Genomic DNA, 22,524 nt, shown 5'->3' with positions numbered 1-22,524 from the left:
GCTATGATTACAGAATCGCGTCAGATGTTGGATAAAAGGAACAGACCGCTGAGAGACCTTCGCATTTCTGTTACAGACCGCTGCAACTTCCGATGCACGTATTGTATGCCCGCTGAATTATTCGGTCCGGATTATCCTTTTTTAAAAAAAGAGGAGCTGCTTTCATTTGAGGAGCTGGAACGGCTTGCGACGCTGTTTGTCACAAGGTTCGGAGTTGAAAAAATCCGCTTAACCGGCGGAGAGCCCCTCATGAGAAAGGATATGCCCGAGTTAATCAAAAAACTGGCCCGCATTCCGGGGGTCCGAGATATTGCCATGACGACAAACGGATCACTGCTGCCTGTTTATGCGGAGAGACTCAAGGAAGCAGGGCTGAAAAGGGTTACGATCAGCCTTGATTCGTTAGAGGACGAGCGATTTAAAAAAATCAACGGGCGCGGGGTTTCTGTCAGCAAGGTGCTGGAAGGCATTGAGGCGGCGAAGCAAGCGGGGCTAGGTGTTAAAATCAACATGGTCGTCCAAAAGGGTCTCAACGAAAAAGATATTCTGCCTATGGCCCGTTATTTTAAAGAAAAAGGGCATATTCTGAGATTCATTGAATTTATGGACGTGGGCAATACCAACCAATGGGAAAAGAAGGATGTCATGACAAAGGCGGAAATCATTGATTTAATCAATGAACACATGCCGGTTGAACCGATAGCGCCAAATTATCACGGTGAAGTGGCTTCCCGATTCCGCTACTTGGACGGATCCGGGGAAATCGGCGTCATATCATCTGTATCCGATGCGTTCTGCGGATCGTGCAACAGAGCCCGTCTTTCCGCGAGAGGCGAGCTGTTCACCTGCTTATTCGCTTCAAGCGGATTTGACCTCAGAGGGCCGGTTCGGCAGGAATTAAGCGATGACGAATTGTCGGAGATGATCGGCACTGTATGGAAAAATCGGATCGATCAGTATTCAGTCGATCGCACTCTATCAAAAGCATCAGACAAAAAGAAAGTAGAAATGTCTTATATTGGCGGTTAATATGAAGTAAAAGGCTTATCGGCGCAGTCCGGTAAGCCTTTTTTATAGAAATCAATGTGCAAAAAATACTTGTAAATACCGAAATATATAAAGATAGGCATAAGGAAGGGATCATTGTAAGAAATTTTAATTCCAAAGCCATACATTATGATAAAATATAACCAATTAGAAAATAGAAAGGGTTGGAGGGGCATGGCCGCGTACGAGATCCCGTCATCTCAAGTAGGAGTGAAAATCAATAAGTGGTATAAGCACATTTTAGCATTTCAAGTGGCTGATGCCGTTAAGCTGAAGGAAGAGATTGATCGAGACATTGAACATATGGAAGAGGATCAGTTGCTTCTGCTGTACTATCAGCTAATCAGTTACCGGCACCAAATTATGCTGGATTATGTAAAGCCCGACCTGCATGAGGAATCTAAGCTTCAATATCGTGAATTGATCCAAACGCTGGAAAGCAATCAGGACAGTATCTCCGGGTTGTCTGAGTATTATTTTCATTTGTTCAGGGGAATGTACGAATTTGAACAGAACAATTACATCTTGGCCATATCCTTTTATCGGAAAGCTGAGAAGATGCTCGCGTTTGTAGAAGATGAAATTGAGAGAGCGGAATTTCATTTTAAAGTAGCGGAAGTCTTTTATATCATGAAGCAGACGCACTTTTCCATGAATCACGCCGTACAGGCGCTTGAGACGTACAAGGCTCACGATTTTTACAGAGTCAGAAGAATTCAAACCCATTTCGTTATATCAGGAAACTACATTGACTACAGAAATTATGAAAAAGCGCTTAAGCATTTGGATGAAGCGTATCATCTGTCTTTATTGGAAGGACAGCCCCGTTTGATTGGCTCAGCCCTCTACAATATGGGGAATTGCTTTGATGACAAAGGAGAGCTGGATCAAGCTGCGGAATACTTTGAAAAAGCGCTTCCTGTCTTTGAAGAGCATCAGCTGGAACAGCTTCCGAAAGCGCTCTTCAGTCTGACTCGCGTTCTTTTCAAAAAACAAGATGTCCAAGCTGCGATGCGATATTATGAAAAAGGGACGGCCATCGCTCAAACACGAAACGACCTCTTCAGTCTGGCAAAATATAAATTTTTGCAGGCGTTATATGTGGAATCTGTCAATCTGGATATGATTCAAGAAGTATTTGACTATATGGAAGAAAAAGCCCTTTACGTATACATTGAAGAATTCGCTTTGGATGCTGCCGCTTATTTCAGTCAGCGCGAATACTACAAAGAAGCGGTGTATTTTTATGAAAAAGTGGTCAGCACAAGAGAGAAAATTCAAAGGAACGATTGCCTATATCAAGTGTGAGGCGAAACCATCTGCTGCCAGATGGTTTTTTTATATGAGAAAAAAGAGAGCATCGAAACGTTTAATTTCGGGGAGAACAGGAAAAATCGCTACAGCGCTGTTTTTGAACACAAGCCGTGTTGGGATGCAGATATGCACGCATGAGGGGGAATTCGATGTTTGGTTTCAATGATATGGTGAAGTTTCTCTGGTCTTTCCTCATTGTTCTGCCGCTTGTACAGATTATACATGTTTCAGGGCACAGCTTTATGGCCTTGATTTTTGGCGGAAAAGGATCATTGGATATTGGAATGGGCAAAACGCTGTTCAAGATCGGGGTGATACGGGTCAGAGCGATCTATTTCATAGATTCCTTTTGCAGATTTGGTGAGCTGAAAACCGACAATCGGTTCTCGCGTGCACTCGTGTATGCCGGGGGCAGCCTGTTTAACCTTATCACGATTTTTGCGGTCAATTTTCTGATTACACACAGTGTATTAAAGCCGAATATGTTTTTTTATCAGTTTGTCTATTTTTCTACGTATTATGTATTTTTCGCCTTGCTGCCGGTTCGATATTCTGAGAAAAAGTCATCAGACGGACTTGCGATTTACAAGATGCTCCGCTACGGAGAGCGCTACGAAATCGATAAATAACATCCAAATGTTTACCGTCCCTCAGATCGGGAAGGTAACAAGTACACATAAACTGAAGGGAGAGAATCAACATGGGTAACGATAGTTTAAAAGATAAAATGAAAGGCGGCTTAAATAAAGCCAAAGGAGAAGCGAAGGATAAAGTCGGAGAGGTGACCGATAAAGCGGACATGCAGGCTGAAGGAAAAAAAGATAAGGCGAAAGGCGAAATCCAAAAGGATATTGGAAAAGCAAAGGATTCATTCACAAATAAAGAGTAATCATACGAAAGAGGCGGGAAACGATATGTTTCTTGCCTTTTTTGATGTAACCAAATATAACAAAAAGAATAAACGATTTGGTTAAAGTATCTAAATTTTTCAAATATTGTTTGAATCAGTGAACCTCTTCTATATAATAATGACATAAGTTGTCAACTTTTATAACATCACTTAGTGAAACCAGGAAAAGGGAGGTTCTGAATGAAAAACAAAGGGGTTGGAATACAGGCCGTTTTTTTATTGTTTCTGATCATGGTTTTGATGACGGGATGTACTGGGCCGAAAAAAGTGTCGGAAGCCAGCGGGAGTGCGAAAAAAACTGTTGATATCGACACAAGCGGGGATTCAGTGAAGATCGGGATTCTTCACTCGTTAAGCGGAACAATGGCGATCAGCGAGGTATCTGTCCATGATGCAGAGTTAATGGCGATTCAAGAAATCAACCAAAAAGGCGGAGTTCTCGGCAAAAGGCTTGAACCCATCGTGGAAGACGGCGCTTCAGACTGGCCTACATATGCGGAAAAAATGAGAAAGCTGCTTCAGCAAGACAAAGCGGCTGCCGTTTTTGGCGGATGGACATCAGCAAGCCGCAAAGCCATGCTTCCGGTTGTGGAGCAAAACAATGGGCTGCTCTTCTATCCGGTGCAGTACGAAGGAATGGAGTCATCACCAAACATTTTTTATACCGGAGCAACGACGAATCAGCAAATTGTGCCGGCTGTCGATTGGCTGCTGAAAAACAAAGGGAAAAAGTTCTTTCTGATTGGATCAGATTACGTGTTCCCGAGAACAGCTAACAACATCATTAAAGCGCAGGTGAAAGCGGCCGGAGGAGAAATTGCCGGAGAAGAGTATACGCCGCTCGGCCACACAAATTACAGTACGCTCGTCAGCAAAATCAAAGAAAAACAGCCTGATGTCATTTTTAACACATTAAACGGCGACAGCAACGTGGCGTTTTTCAAACAGCTGAAAGATGCTGGGATATCGGCTGACGATATGCCTGTCATGTCGGCAAGTGTCGCTGAAGAAGAAATTCGGGGCATCGGTCCTGATGTGCTAACAGGACATTATGCGGTGTGGAATTATTTTCAGACAACCGATACGAACGAGAATCAAACATTCGTGAAAAATTATAAAAAAATGAACGGTGAGAGCCGGGTGACGAGCGATCCGATTGAAGCTGGCTATAATGCGGTCTACCTTTGGGCGGCGGCTGTTAAAAAAGCGAAGTCTTTTGATGTCGATAAGGTGAAGAAAGCGGCTGACGGGATTGCATTCAAGGCCCCGGGCGGCACAGTGAAAATCGACGGGAATACACAGCATCTTTACAAAACGGTCAGAATCGGGCAAATCACGGGAAATGGGCAGTTTAAAGAAGTATGGAACTCAGGTGATCCCGTAAAACCTGATCCGTATTTGAAAACATACAACTGGGCAAAGGGGTTATCTAAATAAATCAAAGCCGTTTTCGGGGGAGGGGGCGAAACATGTCGGTCATCGTGACTCAATTATTTAACGGGATCAGCCTCGGCTCTATTTTGATTCTCATTGCGATTGGATTGGCTGTTACATTCGGTTTGATGAACATGATTAATATGGCGCACGGTGAGCTGATTATGGCCGGAGCCTACACGACGTATGTCGTTCAGCAGCTGTTTATAAGCTATTTGCCTGCTTCTCTGTTTTCTTACTACTTTTTCATTGCGATCATCATGGCGTTTGCGGTCGCGGCGCTTATTGGAATTGTCATTGAAAAAGTGATTGTCAGGCGGCTGTATGACCGTCCGCTTGACAGCCTTTTGGCGACGTGGGGGGTGAGCTTGATTCTGCAGCAGGCGGCCAGATCGATTTTTGGCGCGCCGAATGTTGCTGTCAAGTCACCTGAGTGGCTGACGGGAGGCGTGACGCTGTTTTCCGTTACCTTTCCGTATAAAAGGCTGTTTATTTTGGCGCTCGTTCTTTTTGCGCTGGCGCTGCTCGGTTTCTATCTATTTAAAACCTCTGCGGGACGGCGGATGCAGGCTGTTACGCTGAACCGGGGCATGGCATCGTGTCTCGGCGTATCTGTGAGAAAAACCGATACATTGGCTTTCGCTCTCGGAAGCGGACTGGCCGGTATCGCGGGTAGTTCACTCACATTGCTTGGTTCGATCGGGCCAACTCTCGGCTCGTCATACCTTGTCGATGCCTTCATGATCGTCATCTTAGGCGGAATCGGAAAATTAAGAGGAACCATAATCGGCGCGGTAACAGTCGGTTTGCTGAGCACATTCGTTGAGTATTCCACAAGCGCGACGATTGCAAAGGTTGTCGTGTTTGCATGTATTATTTTCTTTTTGCAATGGCGGCCTTCAGGTCTCGCGAGTGTCAGAACGAGATTACTTGATTAGGAGGGAACCGGATGAAGCGGTTTTCACAGTTTAGTCCGTATCTGGCGATGTTCGCCCTTTTTATCGCCGCTCCGTTCTTTCTGCAGGAGTTTCGATTAGGGCTGCTGGCAAAATTTTTATGCTTCGCGATTGTAGCGGTCGGCATTTGCCTGATTTGGGGATATACAGGCATTTTGAGCTTGGGGCATGGCGTCTTTTTCGGATTGGGTGCATACTGCATGGCGATGTATTTAAAAATAGAGGCCTCGCCGACAGGCATTCCCGATTTTATGGAATGGACCGGTGCCAATGAACTGCCATGGATCTGGGCGATATTCAGGAATCCTTTTGCAGCGATTGCCGCGGCTGTCATTGTTCCTGTCTTTTTGGCCTTTTTGCTTGGGTACTTTACATTCCGCAACAACATAAAGGGTGTTTATTTTTCGTTGATCTCTCAGGCGGTTGTTGTGGTGGTTGTCACATTGTTCATCGGCAGCCAGGACATCACCGGCGGCACAAATGGCCTCACGAATTTTTATACTATTTTTCAATATGCTCTCGACGATCCCGCAATGAAGCAGATTTTTTATTTTGCGACAGTTTTGTTTCTCGGTTTTTCTGTCGTGTTCGCTTTGTTTCTGACGAGAAGCCGTTTTGGGCGGCTATTGCAGGCGGTGCGTGATGGAGAAAACAGAGTCCGTTTTTTCGGGTATCATTCCACTGTTTTTAAAGTGTTCATTTACTGTGTATCCGCTGCGATGGCGGGGACTGCCGGGATGCTGTTTGTGCTTCAGGACGGAATGATCTCGCCGGAAATGATGGGCATCATCCCTTCGGTGGAAATGGTGCTGTGGGTGGCGATCGGCGGCAGGCACTCCATTATCGGAGCGGTGCTTGGCGCGCTGTTAACAAACGGCATGAAAAGCTATTTAAGCGAATATTATCCCGACATTTGGCTGTACTTCCTCGGCGCGTTGTTTATCATTGTCGTGCTTTATATGCCAAAAGGGATTGTCGGGCTGTTCGAGAAGCTTAAAACCCGGTTTTCTTCCTCAAAAAAGAAAGGAGCCGCTGCTTATGAAACCGATACTTACCTGCCGTGACGTAAAGGTTGAGTTTGACGGATTTTGGGCTTTGCGGGGCGCTGATATCAGTGTGCAGGAGTGCGATATCCATTTTCTGATCGGGCCGAACGGCGCGGGAAAAACGACGTTGCTGGACATCATTTGCGGAAAAACGAAGCCGCATTCTGGCGAGGTTCTGTTCCAGGAAACGATTGAACTGACAAAAGCGCGGGAGTATCAGATCGGCAAACTGGGGGTCGCCAGAAAGTTTCAGGCCCCAAGTGTTTTTTCGCAGCTGACGGTGTTTGAAAATCTCGAGCTTGCCATGAAACAGAAAAAAACAATCCTTTCATTGCTGACAGCGCGGATGACGAAACAGCAAAGGGACAGAATCATCGGCATCCTGCGGCTGATTGGGTTAGAGGAAAAGCGGGACATCGCAGCTGGCAGCCTGTCACATGGACAGAAGCAATGGCTTGAAATCGGCATGCAGCTGGCCATGGAGCCGAAGCTTTTGCTGCTGGATGAACCGATTGCCGGCATGACGGGAAAGGAGCGGGAAAAAACGGGAGCCCTGCTTGAGAAAATTGCGAAAACGTGCTCTGTTCTGATTGTCGAGCACGATATGGATTTTGTGCGTTCGTTTTCCAGAAAAGTCACGGTGATGCATGAAGGCAAAGTGCTTTGTGAAGGATCAATGGATGACATCACAAGCAATGAAGAAGTGGCAGCGGTGTATTTAGGGAGGAGCGATGTGTCATGATTGCCGTCAGGAATGTAACGTCCGGTTATGATCAATCCATGGTTTTGCACAGCCTCAGCATGGAGGCTCGCCCGGGGCAGGTTGTCGCTGTATTAGGCCGAAACGGAGTCGGCAAATCCACTTTGCTGAAAACCATCGTCGGCCTGCTTCCCGCTAAACAAGGGGATATTTGCTTTAATCAAACGTTTGTTCAAAATGAAAAGGCGGAAAAACGGGCAAGCGCGGGGATTGCGTACGTTCCGCAGGGAAGAGACATTTTTTCTTCCTTAACTGTTCGTGACAACCTTCTGCTAGGTGAAGAGCCGCTTCCAAAGAAGAGCCGGACAGGGCAGGTCAAGGAAGAGATTTTTCAGTGGTTTCCCGTTTTGAAGGAGATGCTTGACCGCAAAGGCGGCGATTTGAGCGGAGGGCAACAGCAGCAGCTTGCGATTGCCAGAGCGCTGATGGGAAATCCGAAAATGATTTTACTTGATGAACCAATGGAAGGAATTCAGCCGTCAATTGTCGAACTAATCAGACAAGTTATCATAGAAATTTCCAGAAAAAAAGACATTTCCGTTATCTTAGTCGAGCACAGTCTGGAAAACGCGTTAACCTGTGCTGACTATCTTTATGTGATCGACAGGGGAACGGTTGTTGACCATGGCAAGGCCGATGAAGAAACGGCACGCCGCTTTGAAAGGCATCTTACCGTATGATCCCCATTCTTGAGGAGAGGGAGGTGATGTCCCGCCTGCATGCTCCACAAATTCGCAGTAACCGAATCCGCTTTAAAAGACAAAAGAAGGAGGACTACAGATGAAACTGACACCGGTTGAACAAGAGAAATTACTCATTTTTGCGGCGGGGGAATTAGCCAAACAGCGAAAGGCGCGGGGCGTTCTGCTCAACTACCCTGAGGCTGCCGCTTATATCACCTGTTTTATCATGGAAGGCGCACGTGACGGAAAGGGAGTAGCAGAGCTGATGGAAGCCGGCCGCCATGTGTTAACGGAAAAAGATGTGATGGAGGGTGTGCCTGAGATGCTGGACAGCATTCAGGTGGAGGCCACATTTCCGGATGGAGTGAAGCTTGTTACGGTACATCAGCCGATTTCTGCGGAGGTGAAGTCATGAAGCCGGGAGCATTTCAAATTGCTGAGGGAACGATAACGATTAATGAAGGCCGTGAAACACGGGAGGTAACGGTAAAAAACACCGGATCACGCTCCATTCAAGTCGGCTCGCATTTTCATTTTGCGGAAGCAAACGGGGCTTTATTATTTGACCGTGAGCTGGCGATCGGCATGCGCCTTGATGTTCCATCTGGCACGTCGGTCCGTTTTGAGCCTGGAGAGCAGAAAACGGTCACGCTTGTGGAAATCGGAGGACGAAAGACAATTAGAGGCCTGAACGGAATGGCCGACACGTTTATCGATGAACGCGGCAAAGAAAAAACGTTAGCCAACCTTAAACAAGCCGGCTGGATGGAGGGTGTGATCCGATGAAAATGTCACGGAAGGAATATGCAGAGCTGTTTGGCCCGACAACGGGCGATAAAATCAGATTGGGTGACACCAATTTATGGATTGAAGTCGAAAAGGATTTCACTGTATACGGTGAAGAAATGATCTTTGGCGGCGGCAAAACAATCCGCGACGGCATGGGCCAAAATGGCAGAATCACAGGGAAAGACGGCGCTTTGGATTTGGTCATCACCAACGTCGTGCTATTGGACTACACAGGCATTGTCAAAGCGGATGTCGGTGTGAAAGACGGTCGGATTGTCGGCGTCGGAAAAAGCGGCAACCCTGATATCATGGACGGAGTTGATCCGCATATGGTCATCGGCGCGGGTACAGAGGTGATTTCCGGTGAAGGCAAAATCTTAACAGCCGGAGGAGTAGACACGCACATTCACTTTATTTGCCCTCAGCAGATGGAAGTTGCGCTTTCTTCAGGTGTGACGACACTTTTAGGAGGCGGGACAGGCCCGGCTACTGGAAGCAAAGCGACAACATGTACGTCTGGCGCGTGGTATATGGCAAGGATGCTGGAAGCGGCCGAGGAGTTTCCGATCAACGTCGGTTTCTTAGGAAAAGGGAATGCATCCGATAAAGCGCCGCTGATCGAGCAGGTGGAAGCGGGCGCCATCGGCCTTAAGCTTCATGAAGACTGGGGCACGACGCCAAGCGCCATTAAAACGTGTATGGAAGTTGTGGACGAGACTGATATTCAAGTCGCCATCCATACCGATACGATTAACGAAGCGGGTTTCCTGGAAAACACGCTCGATGCGATCGGGGACCGGGTCATTCACACCTATCACATTGAAGGAGCAGGCGGCGGCCACGCCCCGGATATTATGAAGCTCGCCTCTTACGCGAACATTCTGCCGTCATCCACAACGCCAACGATTCCTTACACCGTTAATACGATGGATGAGCATCTGGATATGATGATGGTCTGCCACCATTTAGATGCGAAAGTGCCTGAAGATGTGGCGTTCAGCCATTCCAGAATCAGGGCTGCGACCATTGCGGCAGAGGACATTCTCCATGATATCGGCGCGATCAGCATGACATCATCGGATTCCCAAGCGATGGGGCGTATCGGTGAAGTTATCATCCGAACATGGCAGGTAGCTGATAAAATGAAAAAGCAGCGCGGCGCTCTTGCAGGAGAAAACGGAAACGACAATGTGCGCGCAAAACGCTATGTTGCCAAATACACAATCAACCCGGCGATTACTCATGGGCTCAGCCATGAAGTCGGTTCGGTGGAAAAAGGAAAGCTCGCTGATCTCGTTCTGTGGGACCCGGTATTTTTCGGCGTAAAACCGGAACTGGTCTTAAAGGGCGGCATGATTGCACGTGCGCAAATGGGAGATCCGAATGCGTCCATCCCGACCCCTGAACCTGTATTTATGCGCCAGATGTATGCGTCTTACGGAAAAGCCAACCGCTCAACCTCTATTACATTTATGTCCCAGGCAAGCATTGAGCGGGGTGTGGCAGAAAGCTTAAGGCTGGAAAAAAGGATTTCTCCTGTAAAAAATATCAGAAAGCTGAGCAAGCTTGATATGAAATTGAACGCAGCTTTGCCGAAAATCGAGGTTGATCCAAAAACCTATCAGGTTTTCGCTGATGGAGAGGAATTGTCTTGCCAGCCCGTCGATTACGTTCCGCTTGGACAAAGATATTTCTTATTCTGATAAGAAGCGGCCGGAATGCATCCGGCCGTTTATTGACTAAAAACGTGCACAAGAACACCGTATTTAGTGTATATTAGATGTTGACAAACGAATTAAATGTAACTATTATGGTTACAACGGTGGTGAAAAACATGATTAACAGCCGTCTTGCTGTTGCCATTCATATTTTATCCCTCATTTCGATGGATGAAAAAGCATCTTCAGAAATCATCGCTGACAGCGTCAACACAAATCCGGTTGTCGTGCGAAGAATGATCAGCCTGCTGAAAAAAGCGGATATTCTTACATCACGCGCCGGGGTGGCGGGGGCAAGCCTTAAAAAAGATCCGGCTGATATTTCTCTTTTAGAAGTATATCGGGCTGTCCAAAAGCAAGAAGAACTCTTTGCGGTTCATGAAAACCCAAACCCGAAATGTCCGGTAGGGAAAAGAATTCAGAATGCCCTGGATGAAACGTTTGAAAGTGTCCAAAGAGCGATGGAAAATGAACTGGCAAGTAAGTCATTAAAAGATGTTATGAATCATCTCTTTTAATTAAAAAGAGATGACTTCTCACCACTGACATGTAACTAAAATCGTTACAAATAAGGAGGAAATGAAAATGAAAATTGGAATTATCGGTGCAAGCGGAAAAGCTGGAAAAGAGATTTTGAAAGAAGCGAAAACAAGAGGGCATGAAGTGACTGCCATTGTCCGAAACGCTTCAAAAGTGCAGGAGCAGGACATAGCGATTTTGGAGAAAGATGTGTTTGAACTGACTGCGGAAGATATCAAGCCTTTCGACGCGGTTGTAAACGCTTTTGGAGCAGCTCCTGGCCAGGAACATCTTCATGTTGAGGCAGGCAGGGCGCTAATCAGCATCTTAAAGGGCGCGAAAAACACAAGATTGCTTGTCGTCGGCGGAGCAGGAAGCCTGTTTGTCGATGAAGCCAAAACAACCCGTTTAATGGACACGCCGGAATTCCCGAAAGAATATTTGCCGACCGCATCAAATCAAGGGGAGAACCTGAAAGACTTGCAGCAGACAGACTCCATATCCTGGACGTTCCTCAGCCCTGCGGCATTTTTTGATCCGGCAGGAAAGCGGACTGGCTCTTACCAAAAAGGAAAAGACAATGTCATTGTAAACGCAAAAGGCGACAGCTATATCAGCTATGCTGATTATGCCATTGCCGTATTGGATGAGCTTGAACAGCCTGCACACAAAAACGAACGCTTCACAGTGGTAAGCGAAGCAGAATAATAAAAAACCCGGAGCCGGCTCCGGGTTTTTCTGATTAATAAGTGCTGTACGTATCATAATCGCTGAAAAGTCCGTCAGCAATCCCAAGCATGAAAAAGATGAAGACGGCGATAATCGCAAGAATGGATACAGCAATGCTGACGATTAAATAAATCCCTTGCATCTTCACAAATTTCGCGTAATTCTCCAGCATTAAGTCCTCAGACTGTCCGCTATTGTGTTCAGCCATTTGGCCTGCTTCTTTAGCTGACCGCATCAAAAAGATGCCGGCAATAATTTGCAGTACACCCGGAATGGCACCAATCAGAAAAAAGAACGCGCCTGAAAGCGCGGCAAATGCACCCATAATAATAAATAAAATACCTGTTGCTTTTCCCCATTTCGAAATGCTTATGAGGGTTTTGTTCATTGTTTCAGGATTCATGAAATTGGCTCCCCTTTACAAAAAAATACTCACTTTTCTTTTATACACTATTTGTGAGAGGTTTTGTATATGGAAATTAATATTTTGGGGATTGACCCTGACGCTGCGTGATTGTTTACGATAAAAGAAGAGGAGGTGTTATGTATGAAATATCAAGTTAAACAAGTGTCGGAAGTGGCGGGCGTCAGTATCCGGACGCTTCATCACTATGACGATATTCAGCTTTTGACCCCTTCAGCGCTTACTGACGCGGGGTATCGATTGTACAGTGATACAGATTTGGAAAGACTGCAGCAGATTTTGTTTTTTAAGGAAATAGGGTTTCGTCTGGATGAAATAAAAGAAATGCTGGATCATCCGAATTTTGACCGGAAAGCGGCACTTCAGTCGCAAAAGGATATGTTAATGAAGAAAAAACAAAGAGTGGAAGAGATGATACAGACGATTGACAGGACCCTTCAATCCATTGAGGGAGGAAAACTTATGAATAAGCGGGATTTATTTGCCGGATTAAGCATGAAAGACATTGAAGAGCACCAGCAGACATACGCTGATGAAGTCAGAAGACTGTATGGGAGAGAGGCCGCAGAAGAAACAGAGAAAAGGACATCTGCATATAGTGCGGACGACTGGCGTGCGATCATGGTCGAATTTGATTCGATTTACAGACGAATTGCGGCAAGGATGGAACACGGGCCGGGTGATGCAGAGGTTCAGGAGGCTGTGGGGGCGTTTCGCGATCATATTTGCCAATATCATTACGATTGCACACTCGACATTTTCAGAGGGCTTGGGGAAGTGTATATCACTGACGAACGATTTACAGACTCAATCAACCAATATGGGGAAGGCCTTGCCGCTTTTTTGCGGGAGGCGATCATTACTTACTGTGACCATCAGAAAAAACCCCGGCCGTAAAGGCCGGGGTTTTGGCACATCTTATAAAATCGGCGACAAGAGCCGCGAGACGGATTCTTTCATTCGAATCCGCAAGGGGCGCTGCAGATATTCCTCATAAGTGTATTTTCTGGATACGAGCAAATCTTCTTTAAATGTAGAAACCAATTTTTTCGCAATGGTGATATCGTAAATAAATGCATTCACCTCAAAATTCAGCCTGAAGCTTCGGACATCGATGTTCGCTGTGCCGACTGATGCGATTTCGTCATCCACTACAATGGTTTTCGCGTGAATAAAGCCATTATCGTAAATATAGACGGTGGCTCCGGCTTTCAGCAGATCGCCGATGTACGACAGTGTCGCCCAGTATACAAAGGCATGATCAGGCTTGTTCGGAATCATAATGTTGACGTCAATGCCCGACAGGCACGCGATTCTTAAAGCGTCCAGCAGGCTTGCGTCCGGAATAAAATACGGCGTCTGAATCAAAATAGAACGCTTGGCATTCGAAATCATTTTAATGTAGCCGTTTTTAATTTGTTCCCATTCCGAATCCGGTCCGCTCGTGACAATCTGCATTCCGACGTTGCCTTTCGGGCCGCAGTCAGGAAAGTGATTCGGAATATATGTCAGCGTATGATGATGGGAGGCTTGGTTCCAGTCAAGGATAAAACGTGTCTGGATGGCATGCACGGCTGTTCCCTGAAGCCGGATATGCGTATCGCGCCAATAACCGAATTTTGGATTAAGTCCGAGATACTCATCTCCGACGTTAAATCCTCCGACATACCCGGTCATTCCGTCTATGATGACAAGCTTGCGGTGGTTCCGGTAATTCAGCCGCAGATTAATCGGCCTGAGCTTTGAAGGAAAAAAGACCTCCACGTGCCCGCCAGCCTCGCGAAGCTCTTTAAAAAACTTTTTTCTCAGTGTTCTGGACCCTAGTTCATCATAGAGCACCCTGACCTGAACGCCTTCTTTCGCTTTTTGGATGAGAGCGTCCCGCAATTTTTTGCCTAATTCATCACCTTTATAAATATAATATTGTAAGTGGATATGATCCTTAGCCTTCGAAATGTCATTCAGCAGCCGCTGAAACTTATCCCGTCCGTCTGTGATTACGTCAACCGAATTATCCTCCGTAAACACGGCATGGTTATTCATGATCAGCATATAAATTAAATCTTTGTTATCAAAGGTTGCCCGGTTGTTGAACTGAAATTGCTTGTTTTCTAATTCTTCTAGCTGATGCTTCAGCAGTCTTTCAATTCCAATCTTTTTTCGGTCTTCCCATTGAAACAAATGCTTGCGCCTGAGATTATGGCCGAATAATAAGTATAAAATAAAGCCTAAAACGGGAATAAAGAAAAGAACAAGCAGCCACGCCCAAGATGCACTGGCATCGCGCCGTTCTTTAAAAATGACAATGATGGCTAAAAGAATATTTAAAATGAAAAAAAGTGATAAAAGGATGGAAAAAATACTCACTTTGTAACCCCGCTCATTCATATTTATCAAGAAGATTGCCATTAGTATTCCATGATTAACAGCATTCTGATTCCCATTACAAATTATAACACTCACATTTTAAAAGAATAAAGCGCGGAGATCCAGATTCTTCGTGAAAATACGGGCAGATTTCTTTTAAACCAGCTTGCACCTGCGTTAAAATAAGCACATATGATAACGTTCGTGAAGGCTTGCAACATCAAATAAAGGGGGAGGATTACATGAACTTTTACAGGGTCGAACAAATGCCGGGGTTCATTAAAAAAGAAATGCAAAAAATTCAAAAGGCCGTACAGCCTTTCATGAAAAAAACGGTCATTTACCGTTTTCTTGCTATTCCGCTTGCTGCATTCTCTCTCTTTCATTTGGCTGCTTTTCTATTTCACGCTTCAGCTGACAGGGAGTCTTTGATCAGCGCTGGCATATTCGCCCTTTTAGCGGCGCTTGGGCTGGCGCTTTTCAAAGAAGCAGGCTATCAGCATAAACAAATCCAAAAAACGGTGCACATCTATATGCTGAACAGGATCAAAAAGAGCGAAATCCTTTCAGAAGAGCGGAAAAATTCCTATACACGCCAGATTAAGGAAGAACCATTTGCGATGCGGAGTTTTGTGGAATTTTTAACTGAGGAAGACAGACGCAAGAAAATGTAGTTTGTAAAAAGAGCTGAACACTAGAACTGCACCCCGACTGCTGGATCAGGGTGCAGTTTTTTATGGCTATTTCTTCTGTAGTTCTGCAAAGCGCAGAGCGCATTCGCCAAGGGGCTATATATAAACTATATAGAATCCCATCTCAGCGGTGTTCCTGCTGAAATATGTTTCTTAGCTGTTCTGCCGATCATGACATCATAGAATTTTGGTTCCAAACCATAACCGGGACGAACGATCTTAATATTTTCTTTTGTGAAAGGCTCTCCGGCTTTTATATCTTTATTTACATAAATAGAACGACGGAATTTGAGCGAAGCTTTTTCCTCGTCAGTGGGTCCATACGTAATCTGTCCTACTGCTTGCCACGCCCTTTCAGTTTCAACGACAAGATCCCTTAGTTCGGATGGCTCCAGTGAAAAGGCGGAATCTACGCCGCCGTCAGCTCTTGATAAAGTGAAATGTTTTTCAATCACAGTTGCGCCTAGGGCGACACTAGCGACAGCCACTCCTGTTCCCATGGTGTGATCTGATAAACCGACTTGGCAGTTAAATAAGTTTTTCATATGAGGGATCGTGGCAATATTGGTGTTTTCCGGTGATGCCGGGTAGGTACTGGTGCATTTTAGAAGTATGACCTCTTTACAGCCGGCGTCTTTGGCGGCCCTTATGGATTCATCAATTTCTGCCACTGTGGCCATCCCAGTGGAAATGATAATAGGCTTACCAGTAGCAGCGACCTTTTTGATAAGAGGGATATCAGTATTTTCAAATGAAGCGATTTTATATATAGGAACACCCAAGTCCTCCAGAAAGTCGACAGATGATTCATCAAATGGCGTACTCAAAGGGATCATTCCAAGTTCCCGGCATTTATCGAAGATTGGCTTATGCCATTCCCATGGAGTGTACGCTTGCTGGTATAATGTATAGAGCGTTCTTCCGGACCAAAGACTATTTTTATCCTCAATTTTAAAATCTTTCGTATTCATATTTAATGTCATTGTGTCAGCGGTATATGTTTGTATTTTCAAAGCGTGTGCACCTGCTTTAGCCGCTTCTTCTATAATATGAAAGGCGCGCTCTAATGATTGATTATGGTTTCCAGACATTTCAGCAATAATAAACGGAGGATGATGCGGCCCGATTTTTCTTCCTTCTATATTGATTTCGTTCATTTTTGCACCTCCTTTTATTTAAAGGAATACCGACCATAAAAGCCAAAGGGCATAAAACACCATTCAAATCATGTTATGAAAATTTGTATCAATATCTTTTCCATCTATTCCTCTTGCAGCTAATTTCTTCATCACTTTCGGCTTTGCTTCTTCCCATTCTTCCTTTAAAAGACCGTATCGGATCACATCAAGATAGTTGTTATTCCTTACGATATGGTTTCGAAAGTGACCCTCTTTGCTAAAACCGAATGATTGGTGATAGGACAAACTTTTTTCGTTATTCGACAGGACTTCTCCATATACTTTCTCAATCTCCAGCTGTTGAAACGCCCATTCTAATGCTAAAAACCCCATGACAGAACCGGACCCTTTTGGACTCTGGGCCTCTCCAATATAAAAACCCCAATAGCAATGGCGATTTTTATGGTCAACATCTTTAAAACTGACAAAGCCGATGTCAGTATGATTCATTGTAAAGATAAAATAATGTTCTGTTTTCGAGGAATTCACTTTCTCGAACCATTGATGGTGCTGTTTTTCAGTAATGATTTGGTCATTATACATTGATTGTCTGATTCTATCATCGTTCCGCCAATGGAGGACTGTGTCTAAGTCTTTTTCTTTTAATGTCCTAAGGGAATATTTGAACACAGATTTATCCCTTCCTTACGTTAAAATTTCCAATAAAAGATTTTGGCGATTATCAATATTTCCTTCTAGCAGCATGCTGGCTTTTTGTGACATTTGTATTAATGATGAGGGATTATTTAGCATTTCGTTCAAAGCGGAGACGATATCTGATTCCTTGACGGATTCTTTAGGCCCCAGATATTGAATGGCGCCTAATTGATCAAGCGTTTCAGCAACCCGTTCTTGATTTTCAGCAACGGTGATTACGATGGCTGGAAGGCCGAGAAAACAACGCTCCCAAGCGGAAGTTCCGCCCGCACCTATTGCGAGGTCGGCATTGTACATCAATTCTGCAATATGATTCACTTGGCAATGAAAGCTGCAAAAGTCATGTTTTTTACAAATGGATTCAATCTCATTCTTATGGATATTGGTATTTCCAATGACGATATCCAGCTCAATATCATGGAGGTTAAGCTGCTTAAAGGCGTGAATAACCTTTTTCGTTTCATTGGTGGGATCAGTGCCCCCAAAAAAGACAAAAATCTTTTTTACACTGCCGTCATAGTTTTTGTTATTGGGGTGAAATGAATAAAATTCATCTCGCAATAAGACGTATTTCGGCCCTAAAAATTGTTTGCAGCTTTTGGGAACCAGGTTGGCATAACGATCTTTATAATGAGGATAAAGATTCTGGTCTAATAAAATATCACAATGATGTAAACGATCAGCAAGGTCATCAATCACCATCATTTTTTTCACATCTTTTTTTACCTCCATCTCCCAATTGATATCAATTGCGTAGTGATCAATGATAAGGAGGGAGATTTCCTTGTTCATGTCTTGAATGGCACGACTGGTTTCAGCTGAGTCAACATGCCAAGGGACACCGAGCCAATCAGAATGGAGAGTTGTTATAGGGATCAAAACATTCTTTTTAGGCGCTGGGAGCATAATGAGATCAAACTGCTGCTCGCGAATCACCTCAGCTAGATGGCCTTGTAAGCTTCGGCAAACAAATGTAATGTTAGCTCCCTTTTTACGCAATGCATGAGCAAGCGTAAGGCACCTCATGACATGACCTGTGCCTATTTCAATTGAAGCATCTGTTCTGAAAAGAATGTTCATAACAGCACCTCATCATCATTTGAACTAGTCATTGTTGTCTTGTAAGATTTCTTTTTGTTCTATTCGGGCGTTGAGTAAAGACCACTCCGGAAATGCGTTCAATAATGCTAATGTATCCTCTAAGCTAAAGTCAGGATTCGTTGGATATAGTTTTTCTATGATTTTTTTGATTAACAAAAAGTCCTCAGGTGTGTCCACAGTCCACCTATGCTGATTCTGATTTTCGTCATAGGTGATATTAGCCAACTTGAACCTGCCAGGATTCAGGAAAATAAAGGGTGTTACGTGTTCCCGTTCATGTTCAAGACTGGACTCGGCATGAGCCTTTTCTAATGCTGAAACTGAAAAAACCTCTATATCCATTCCGCGGGGATACGTTCTATTTAGAGTGTTAGATACATAATCATATTGGCCGTTTGAATCCAGATAAAATTTGACTACTTTGTCGATGACGCGATGATCGATAATAGGGCAGTCAGAGGTTAAGCGGACGATCGTTTCCGCTTTGTTGATTTTTGCTGCTTCGTAATATCGTGATAAGACATCGTTTTCTGACCCGCAATAATAAGTAAGAGACAATCTCTTACTTAATTCGACAATTGGTTTATCATTCTCATTTGTCGTTGTGGCTATCACAATATCATCAATAAGCGCAGCTCTTTTTATTCTTTCAATTTGATATTCCAGCAGAGGTTTATTCAAAACTTTTTTTAATACTTTGCCTGGCAATCTGCTGGACCCCATCCGTGCTTGGATTATAGCCGTTACTTTCAACTCATCACCTCCTACGAATAATAATCCACTACTTTTTTTAATGCTTTGATCACGTCGTCTGCATCTTTTTCGTTCATTGATTGAAACAGAGGTAAGGTGATGATTCCTTTATATAGATTTTCTGCATGTGGACATAGGCCCGCTGGATATCCTAAACGTTGATAGTAAGGGTGTAAATAAACGGGTATATAGTGAACGTTAACCCCTATATTTTCTTTTTGCATAGCGTTAAAAATATCATCGCGGTTTCCTTTTAGCTGATCCAGCTTTAATTGAATAATATAAAGGTGCCAGCTTGAAGTTGAGGCTGCATCTTGTATTGGCAGTTGAATGTGGGAGATGGTTTTTAGTTTTTCGTTATAAATCCCGGCAAGGTGGTGCCGTTTTTTAATAAAATCATCTAATTTTTGCAATTGGCTGATCCCTAATGAAGCTTGGATATCTGTCATCCGGTAATTGAAACCAAGGAAGTGCATTTCATAGTACCACGAGCCATGGTTTTGAGTTAACTTTTTAGGATCACGGGTTATTCCGTGACTGCGGAATTGAAGCAGCTTCTCATAATATGTTCTATTATTCGTTGTTATCATTCCGCCTTCGCCCGTTGTAATATGTTTTACGGGGTGAAAACTAAACATTGTCATATCACTGATTGAACCGACTTTTTTCCCTTTATATGAAGCGCCTAATGCATGTGCAGCATCTTCGATGACGATTAAGTTATTGTCTTTTGCGATTTTTTGAATCTGATCGTGATTCACTGGCTGTCCCGTGAAGTCTACTGGTATAATGGCCTTTGTTTTTGGAGTGATCAGCTTTTCGACAGAATCAGGGTCAATATTGTATGTGAGCGGGTCAATATCAGCGAAAACGGGTTTGGCGCCCATGTATAAAATACAATTGGCACTTGCCGCAAATGTGACGGGTGTAGTAATGACTTCGTCACCCTGTGAGATACCAGCAGCAAAGCAAGCTGCATGCAAAGCAGCTGTTCCGCTGGAAAAGGCAACGGCATAGCTGCTGCCAGCATATTCAGCGACTTTTTCTTCGAATAACGCAATTGTTGGTCCTGTCGTCAAATAGTCTCCTCTTAAAATATCGACTACGGATTGTATATCTTCTTCATCGAGCGATTGCCTGCCGTAAGGAAGATAAGAATCTCTGACAGGCTTGCCGCCTGTAATGGCCAATTTATTCTCACTTGTCATGTTCAATTCTCCTATTAAATAAGATTCGTGCCCTTAATCCATTCCTCTGTTTTTCTTATTCCTTCCTCCAAACTGACCTGCGGGCTCCAATTGAGGATTTTCTTTGCTTTTTCGTAGTTGCACAGCAATTTTGGAATTTCACTTTGAGGATGTATATGCTCTACATGGCGAATGCTTTGTTTATCGCCTGCAATTAATTCTGCCAAATCATTAATAGAGATATCTTTTCCGAGGCCTGCGTTTATAATTTCACCATTTGCTTTTTGGGAATACCCCGCCTGCACGACGAAATTAGCGCAATCCTCTACATATAAAAGATCACGGGTTTGAGTGCCATCCCCATATATATGCAGCTTTTTACCGTCCAATTTATTTTTTATAAAAATAGCGACTACTCCGCCTTCACCACCTGTTTTCTGGAAAGGCCCATACGTATTGAACGGACGGATAACCACCGCTGGCAGACCATACGCATGGTAATAGGAGAGCACCATGTTTTCAGCTGCGATCTTTGCTCCTGCATAAGGGGAAGCGGGTTTAATAGGATCTGTTTCTTTAATGCCTTCAGCAAATGCAGCTTTGTCGTACACCATACAGGTACTCATGAAAACAACTTTCACATTATGCTTTTTGCATAATTCTAAAATGTTAAAAGTACCGATTGTGTCGTTTTCAAATGTGGTTTTCGGATCATCAATGCTGTCTTGTACGTTTATGCTTGCGCCCAAATGATAGCAAATGTCAAATTGTTTCAGGAAAAGATTTTCTAATGTTTTTTGATCTTTTATATCTCCTTTCATAACCTCAATAAAACCTGGGGCGTTTTTCAATTCTTCTAGATTTTCTAAACGGCCGTTCGACAAATCATCCAGCACCCATACTTGATGACCGTCTTCTAATAGCTTTTTCACAACCCATCTGCCGATAAAACCTGCTCCACCGGTAACGAGAATATTCATGATCATCTTCCTTCTCAGATTAAATTAGGTTTTGCGATTTTAATAATGTAAGGACTTCTCCTTTTGAAATTTGCTCTTGATCATTTGAACTATAGGTTCCTTCAGCTGCTTTTTTTGCTTGAGCATAGTGATCTCTTTTCCCATATGTTGAAGGGATCACAAACATTTCAGGCAGATCAAAAGCCATTGTCGATTCATCATACGTCATAAGTTCTTCATACATTTTTTCTCCGGGGCGCAGCCCGATCTCTTGTATTTCAATTTCATCCACATTCAAATTGTGTTTTTTGCATGTTTCTTCAACAACAACTGTCACTAAGTCGCGCAGTGAAATAACCGGCATCTTTAATATGAAAATTTCGCCGCCTTGAGATTCTTTAAGCGCACTCATTAATAATGATGTTGCCTGATCCAGGGTCATCATAAAGCGGTTCATGTTTAAATCCGTAACAGTCACTTTTTTTTGCGTTAAGATTTGTTCTGTAAACAATGGAACCACGGAACCTCTTGACCCCATTACATTTCCAAACCGAACACAAGAAAAAACCGTCTCGGCTTTTCCTTTGCTGTATTCTGCTGCGGAAATTAATCTTTCAGCTGTGAGTTTTGTTGCTCCATATGCATTCGTTGGAGATATTGCCTTATCCGAACTTGTGAAAGCGACCTTTTTCACGTTTTGAGCAACTGCTGCTTTAATGACATTATTGGTTCCTATAATATTTGTCAGGACCGCTTCATAGGGATTGTATTCGCAAGCGGGCACATGCTTCATGGCAGCTGTATGGAAGACGTAGTCAATGCTGTCCATTGCATTTAACACCCGGTCATAATCTCGCACATCGCCTATTAAAAATCTAATATCCCTTCTGGGTCCGATTTCGTTTTCTAGCATAAATTGTTTATATTCATCCCTGCTGAATATTCGAACAACCTTTGGCTGATCTTTAAGGATTTGTTTTAGAAGGCTTTTTCCAATCGTGCCTGTTCCGCCAATGATGAGTATTTTTTTATCTTTGAAAAACACAAGTATACTCACTTCCTTCTTTCTTGAATTGATAAAATAATGTCGGTTATTGGAGTATATGCTTGTAAGAAAACTCTGTGTTTGCTCTAGCCTATCTGATTCACCTATAATTTTGTCCATTCATTGAAATAGGAGAGGCTGGCTGTAACAGTGGATCCTGCGGGGCGGGGGAGAGTAATAATGCAGAGAAGCATCATAAAAAGGCATGAGTCTGGTCAATGCCTAACTCATGCCTCTGCTATTTTGTCTATCTTTT

General features: G+C 44.0%; 25 protein-coding genes. 16 read left to right on the top strand and 9 right to left on the bottom strand.

Features of this window, described 5'->3' with window-relative positions:
• The first annotated feature begins 3 nt into the window (after nt 1-3).
• The 14 genes from moaA (at nt 4) to G4P54_RS18910 (ending at nt 11,884) form a co-directional block, all read left to right on the top strand.
• Nucleotides 4-1,029 (top strand): GTP 3',8-cyclase MoaA, encoded by a 1,026-nt coding sequence (moaA, locus tag G4P54_RS18975; protein WP_024713790.1) that lies wholly within the window; start codon nt 4-6, stop codon nt 1,027-1,029.
• A 192-nt stretch (nt 1,030-1,221) separates the two neighbouring features.
• On the top strand, nt 1,222-2,355 hold the full coding sequence (locus G4P54_RS18970) for a response regulator aspartate phosphatase (protein ID WP_167873530.1): 1,134 nt from the start codon (nt 1,222-1,224) through the stop codon (nt 2,353-2,355).
• Between the two features lie 155 nt (nt 2,356-2,510).
• Entirely contained in the window at nt 2,511-2,990 is a 480-nt protein-coding gene (locus G4P54_RS18965; protein ID WP_024713788.1) for a hypothetical protein, read from the top strand.
• A 71-nt stretch (nt 2,991-3,061) separates the two neighbouring features.
• On the top strand, nt 3,062-3,250 hold the full coding sequence (gene csbD, locus G4P54_RS18960) for a stress response protein CsbD (RefSeq protein WP_024713787.1): 189 nt from the start codon (nt 3,062-3,064) through the stop codon (nt 3,248-3,250).
• A gap of 201 nt (nt 3,251-3,451) precedes the next feature.
• Nucleotides 3,452-4,708: an urea ABC transporter substrate-binding protein gene (urtA, locus tag G4P54_RS18955; protein ID WP_167873529.1), complete on the top strand. Its 1,257-nt coding sequence runs from the start codon at nt 3,452-3,454 to the stop codon at nt 4,706-4,708.
• A 32-nt stretch (nt 4,709-4,740) separates the two neighbouring features.
• Nucleotides 4,741-5,643 carry an urea ABC transporter permease subunit UrtB gene (gene urtB / locus G4P54_RS18950; RefSeq protein ID WP_167873528.1) on the top strand — a complete coding sequence of 301 codons (903 nt, stop codon included), beginning with the start codon at nt 4,741-4,743 and terminating at the stop codon, nt 5,641-5,643.
• A gap of 11 nt (nt 5,644-5,654) precedes the next feature.
• Nucleotides 5,655-6,725 (top strand): urea ABC transporter permease subunit UrtC, encoded by a 1,071-nt coding sequence (gene urtC / locus G4P54_RS18945; protein ID WP_167873527.1) that lies wholly within the window; start codon nt 5,655-5,657, stop codon nt 6,723-6,725.
• Nucleotides 6,700-7,449, top strand: a complete 750-nt coding sequence (urtD, locus tag G4P54_RS18940; protein WP_167873526.1) for an urea ABC transporter ATP-binding protein UrtD — start codon at nt 6,700-6,702, stop codon at nt 7,447-7,449. Before urtC ends, urtD begins: the two co-directional genes overlap by 26 nt.
• A complete protein-coding gene (gene urtE / locus G4P54_RS18935; RefSeq protein WP_167873525.1) occupies nt 7,446-8,147 on the top strand; it encodes an urea ABC transporter ATP-binding subunit UrtE in 702 nt (233 codons plus the stop codon). Before urtD ends, urtE begins: the two co-directional genes overlap by 4 nt.
• A 100-nt stretch (nt 8,148-8,247) precedes the next feature.
• Nucleotides 8,248-8,565, top strand: a complete 318-nt coding sequence (gene ureA, locus G4P54_RS18930; protein WP_003227724.1) for an urease subunit gamma — start codon at nt 8,248-8,250, stop codon at nt 8,563-8,565.
• Complete coding sequence (gene ureB / locus G4P54_RS18925; protein ID WP_024713781.1) at nt 8,562-8,936, top strand: urease subunit beta; 375 nt, start codon at nt 8,562-8,564, stop codon at nt 8,934-8,936. The genes ureA and ureB overlap by 4 nt, the downstream gene beginning before the upstream one ends.
• Entirely contained in the window at nt 8,933-10,642 is a 1,710-nt protein-coding gene (gene ureC / locus G4P54_RS18920) for an urease subunit alpha (RefSeq protein ID WP_024713780.1), read from the top strand. The genes ureB and ureC overlap by 4 nt, the downstream gene beginning before the upstream one ends.
• Before the next feature lie 131 nt (nt 10,643-10,773).
• Nucleotides 10,774-11,175: an Rrf2 family transcriptional regulator gene (locus G4P54_RS18915; protein ID WP_024713779.1), complete on the top strand. Its 402-nt coding sequence runs from the start codon at nt 10,774-10,776 to the stop codon at nt 11,173-11,175.
• 67 nt (nt 11,176-11,242) lie between these two features.
• Nucleotides 11,243-11,884, top strand: coding sequence for an NAD(P)-dependent oxidoreductase (locus G4P54_RS18910; RefSeq protein ID WP_024713778.1), 642 nt, complete (start codon nt 11,243-11,245; stop codon nt 11,882-11,884).
• A 34-nt stretch (nt 11,885-11,918) separates the two neighbouring features.
• Here G4P54_RS18910 and G4P54_RS18905 read toward each other — a convergent pair whose 3' ends face one another.
• The gene (locus tag G4P54_RS18905; protein WP_167873524.1) at nt 11,919-12,308 is read right to left on the bottom strand and encodes a DUF5362 family protein; all 390 of its coding nucleotides are present in this window, start codon (nt 12,306-12,308) and stop codon (nt 11,919-11,921) included.
• Nucleotides 12,309-12,452: 144 nt separating this feature from the next.
• Here G4P54_RS18905 and G4P54_RS18900 point away from each other — a divergent pair, with 144 nt between their 5' ends.
• Nucleotides 12,453-13,226, top strand: a complete 774-nt coding sequence (locus tag G4P54_RS18900) for a MerR family transcriptional regulator (RefSeq protein ID WP_167873523.1) — start codon at nt 12,453-12,455, stop codon at nt 13,224-13,226.
• 21 nt (nt 13,227-13,247) lie between these two features.
• Here G4P54_RS18900 and cls read toward each other — a convergent pair whose 3' ends face one another.
• Nucleotides 13,248-14,696, bottom strand: a complete 1,449-nt coding sequence (gene cls, locus G4P54_RS18895) for a cardiolipin synthase (RefSeq protein ID WP_167873522.1) — start codon at nt 14,694-14,696, stop codon at nt 13,248-13,250.
• A gap of 242 nt (nt 14,697-14,938) precedes the next feature.
• Here cls and G4P54_RS18890 point away from each other — a divergent pair, with 242 nt between their 5' ends.
• Nucleotides 14,939-15,370, top strand: a complete 432-nt coding sequence (locus tag G4P54_RS18890) for a DUF5392 family protein (protein ID WP_024713774.1) — start codon at nt 14,939-14,941, stop codon at nt 15,368-15,370.
• A gap of 125 nt (nt 15,371-15,495) precedes the next feature.
• Here the strand turns inward: G4P54_RS18890 and pseI are convergent, their stop codons facing one another.
• From pseI to G4P54_RS18855, 7 genes are all read right to left on the bottom strand, one after another.
• Nucleotides 15,496-16,545, bottom strand: coding sequence for a pseudaminic acid synthase (gene pseI / locus G4P54_RS18885; RefSeq protein WP_167873521.1), 1,050 nt, complete (start codon nt 16,543-16,545; stop codon nt 15,496-15,498).
• A gap of 63 nt (nt 16,546-16,608) precedes the next feature.
• The gene (gene pseH, locus G4P54_RS18880) at nt 16,609-17,196 is read right to left on the bottom strand and encodes a UDP-4-amino-4,6-dideoxy-N-acetyl-beta-L-altrosamine N-acetyltransferase (protein ID WP_167873520.1); all 588 of its coding nucleotides are present in this window, start codon (nt 17,194-17,196) and stop codon (nt 16,609-16,611) included.
• 15 nt (nt 17,197-17,211) lie between these two features.
• Nucleotides 17,212-18,303, bottom strand: coding sequence for a UDP-2,4-diacetamido-2,4,6-trideoxy-beta-L-altropyranose hydrolase (gene pseG, locus G4P54_RS18875; RefSeq protein ID WP_167873519.1), 1,092 nt, complete (start codon nt 18,301-18,303; stop codon nt 17,212-17,214).
• A 24-nt stretch (nt 18,304-18,327) separates the two neighbouring features.
• On the bottom strand, nt 18,328-19,077 hold the full coding sequence (locus tag G4P54_RS18870; RefSeq protein ID WP_167873518.1) for a cytidylyltransferase domain-containing protein: 750 nt from the start codon (nt 19,075-19,077) through the stop codon (nt 18,328-18,330).
• Between the two features lie 11 nt (nt 19,078-19,088).
• A complete protein-coding gene (gene pseC, locus G4P54_RS18865) occupies nt 19,089-20,285 on the bottom strand; it encodes a UDP-4-amino-4,6-dideoxy-N-acetyl-beta-L-altrosamine transaminase (protein WP_024713770.1) in 1,197 nt (398 codons plus the stop codon).
• Between the two features lie 14 nt (nt 20,286-20,299).
• Nucleotides 20,300-21,244, bottom strand: coding sequence for a dTDP-glucose 4,6-dehydratase (locus tag G4P54_RS18860; protein ID WP_167873517.1), 945 nt, complete (start codon nt 21,242-21,244; stop codon nt 20,300-20,302).
• A gap of 19 nt (nt 21,245-21,263) precedes the next feature.
• The gene (locus G4P54_RS18855) at nt 21,264-22,268 is read right to left on the bottom strand and encodes an SDR family NAD(P)-dependent oxidoreductase (RefSeq protein ID WP_024713768.1); all 1,005 of its coding nucleotides are present in this window, start codon (nt 22,266-22,268) and stop codon (nt 21,264-21,266) included.
• Between the last annotated feature and the right edge of the window lie 256 nt (nt 22,269-22,524).

It is taken from the genome of Bacillus tequilensis (genome assembly GCF_012225885.1).
In the GTDB taxonomy this organism is placed as follows: domain Bacteria; phylum Bacillota; class Bacilli; order Bacillales; family Bacillaceae; genus Bacillus; species Bacillus tequilensis.
The sequence above is the reverse complement of the archived record's forward strand: the minus strand, read 5'-3'. Positions and strand labels throughout refer to the sequence as shown.

Bases quoted from the DNA above. Each gene is read 5' to 3' on its own strand.
- moaA (WP_024713790.1), top strand. From the start codon at position 4: ATGATTACAGAATCGCGTCAGATGTTGGATAAAAGGAACAGACCGCTG.
- G4P54_RS18970 (WP_167873530.1), top strand. From the start codon at position 1,222: ATGGCCGCGTACGAGATCCCGTCATCTCAAGTAGGAGTGAAAATCAAT.
- G4P54_RS18965 (WP_024713788.1), top strand. From the start codon at position 2,511: ATGTTTGGTTTCAATGATATGGTGAAGTTTCTCTGGTCTTTCCTCATT.
- csbD (WP_024713787.1), top strand. From the start codon at position 3,062: ATGGGTAACGATAGTTTAAAAGATAAAATGAAAGGCGGCTTAAATAAA.
- urtA (WP_167873529.1), top strand. From the start codon at position 3,452: ATGAAAAACAAAGGGGTTGGAATACAGGCCGTTTTTTTATTGTTTCTG.
- urtB (WP_167873528.1), top strand. From the start codon at position 4,741: ATGTCGGTCATCGTGACTCAATTATTTAACGGGATCAGCCTCGGCTCT.
- urtC (WP_167873527.1), top strand. From the start codon at position 5,655: ATGAAGCGGTTTTCACAGTTTAGTCCGTATCTGGCGATGTTCGCCCTT.
- urtD (WP_167873526.1), top strand. From the start codon at position 6,700: ATGAAACCGATACTTACCTGCCGTGACGTAAAGGTTGAGTTTGACGGA.
- urtE (WP_167873525.1), top strand. From the start codon at position 7,446: ATGATTGCCGTCAGGAATGTAACGTCCGGTTATGATCAATCCATGGTT.
- ureA (WP_003227724.1), top strand. From the start codon at position 8,248: ATGAAACTGACACCGGTTGAACAAGAGAAATTACTCATTTTTGCGGCG.
- ureB (WP_024713781.1), top strand. From the start codon at position 8,562: ATGAAGCCGGGAGCATTTCAAATTGCTGAGGGAACGATAACGATTAAT.
- ureC (WP_024713780.1), top strand. From the start codon at position 8,933: ATGAAAATGTCACGGAAGGAATATGCAGAGCTGTTTGGCCCGACAACG.
- G4P54_RS18915 (WP_024713779.1), top strand. From the start codon at position 10,774: ATGATTAACAGCCGTCTTGCTGTTGCCATTCATATTTTATCCCTCATT.
- G4P54_RS18910 (WP_024713778.1), top strand. From the start codon at position 11,243: ATGAAAATTGGAATTATCGGTGCAAGCGGAAAAGCTGGAAAAGAGATT.
- G4P54_RS18905 (WP_167873524.1), bottom strand. From the start codon at position 12,308: ATGAATCCTGAAACAATGAACAAAACCCTCATAAGCATTTCGAAATGG.
- G4P54_RS18900 (WP_167873523.1), top strand. From the start codon at position 12,453: ATGAAATATCAAGTTAAACAAGTGTCGGAAGTGGCGGGCGTCAGTATC.
- G4P54_RS18890 (WP_024713774.1), top strand. From the start codon at position 14,939: ATGAACTTTTACAGGGTCGAACAAATGCCGGGGTTCATTAAAAAAGAA.
- pseI (WP_167873521.1), bottom strand. From the start codon at position 16,545: ATGAACGAAATCAATATAGAAGGAAGAAAAATCGGGCCGCATCATCCT.
- pseG (WP_167873519.1), bottom strand. From the start codon at position 18,303: ATGAACATTCTTTTCAGAACAGATGCTTCAATTGAAATAGGCACAGGT.
- pseC (WP_024713770.1), bottom strand. From the start codon at position 20,285: ATGACAAGTGAGAATAAATTGGCCATTACAGGCGGCAAGCCTGTCAGA.
- G4P54_RS18860 (WP_167873517.1), bottom strand. From the start codon at position 21,244: ATGAATATTCTCGTTACCGGTGGAGCAGGTTTTATCGGCAGATGGGTT.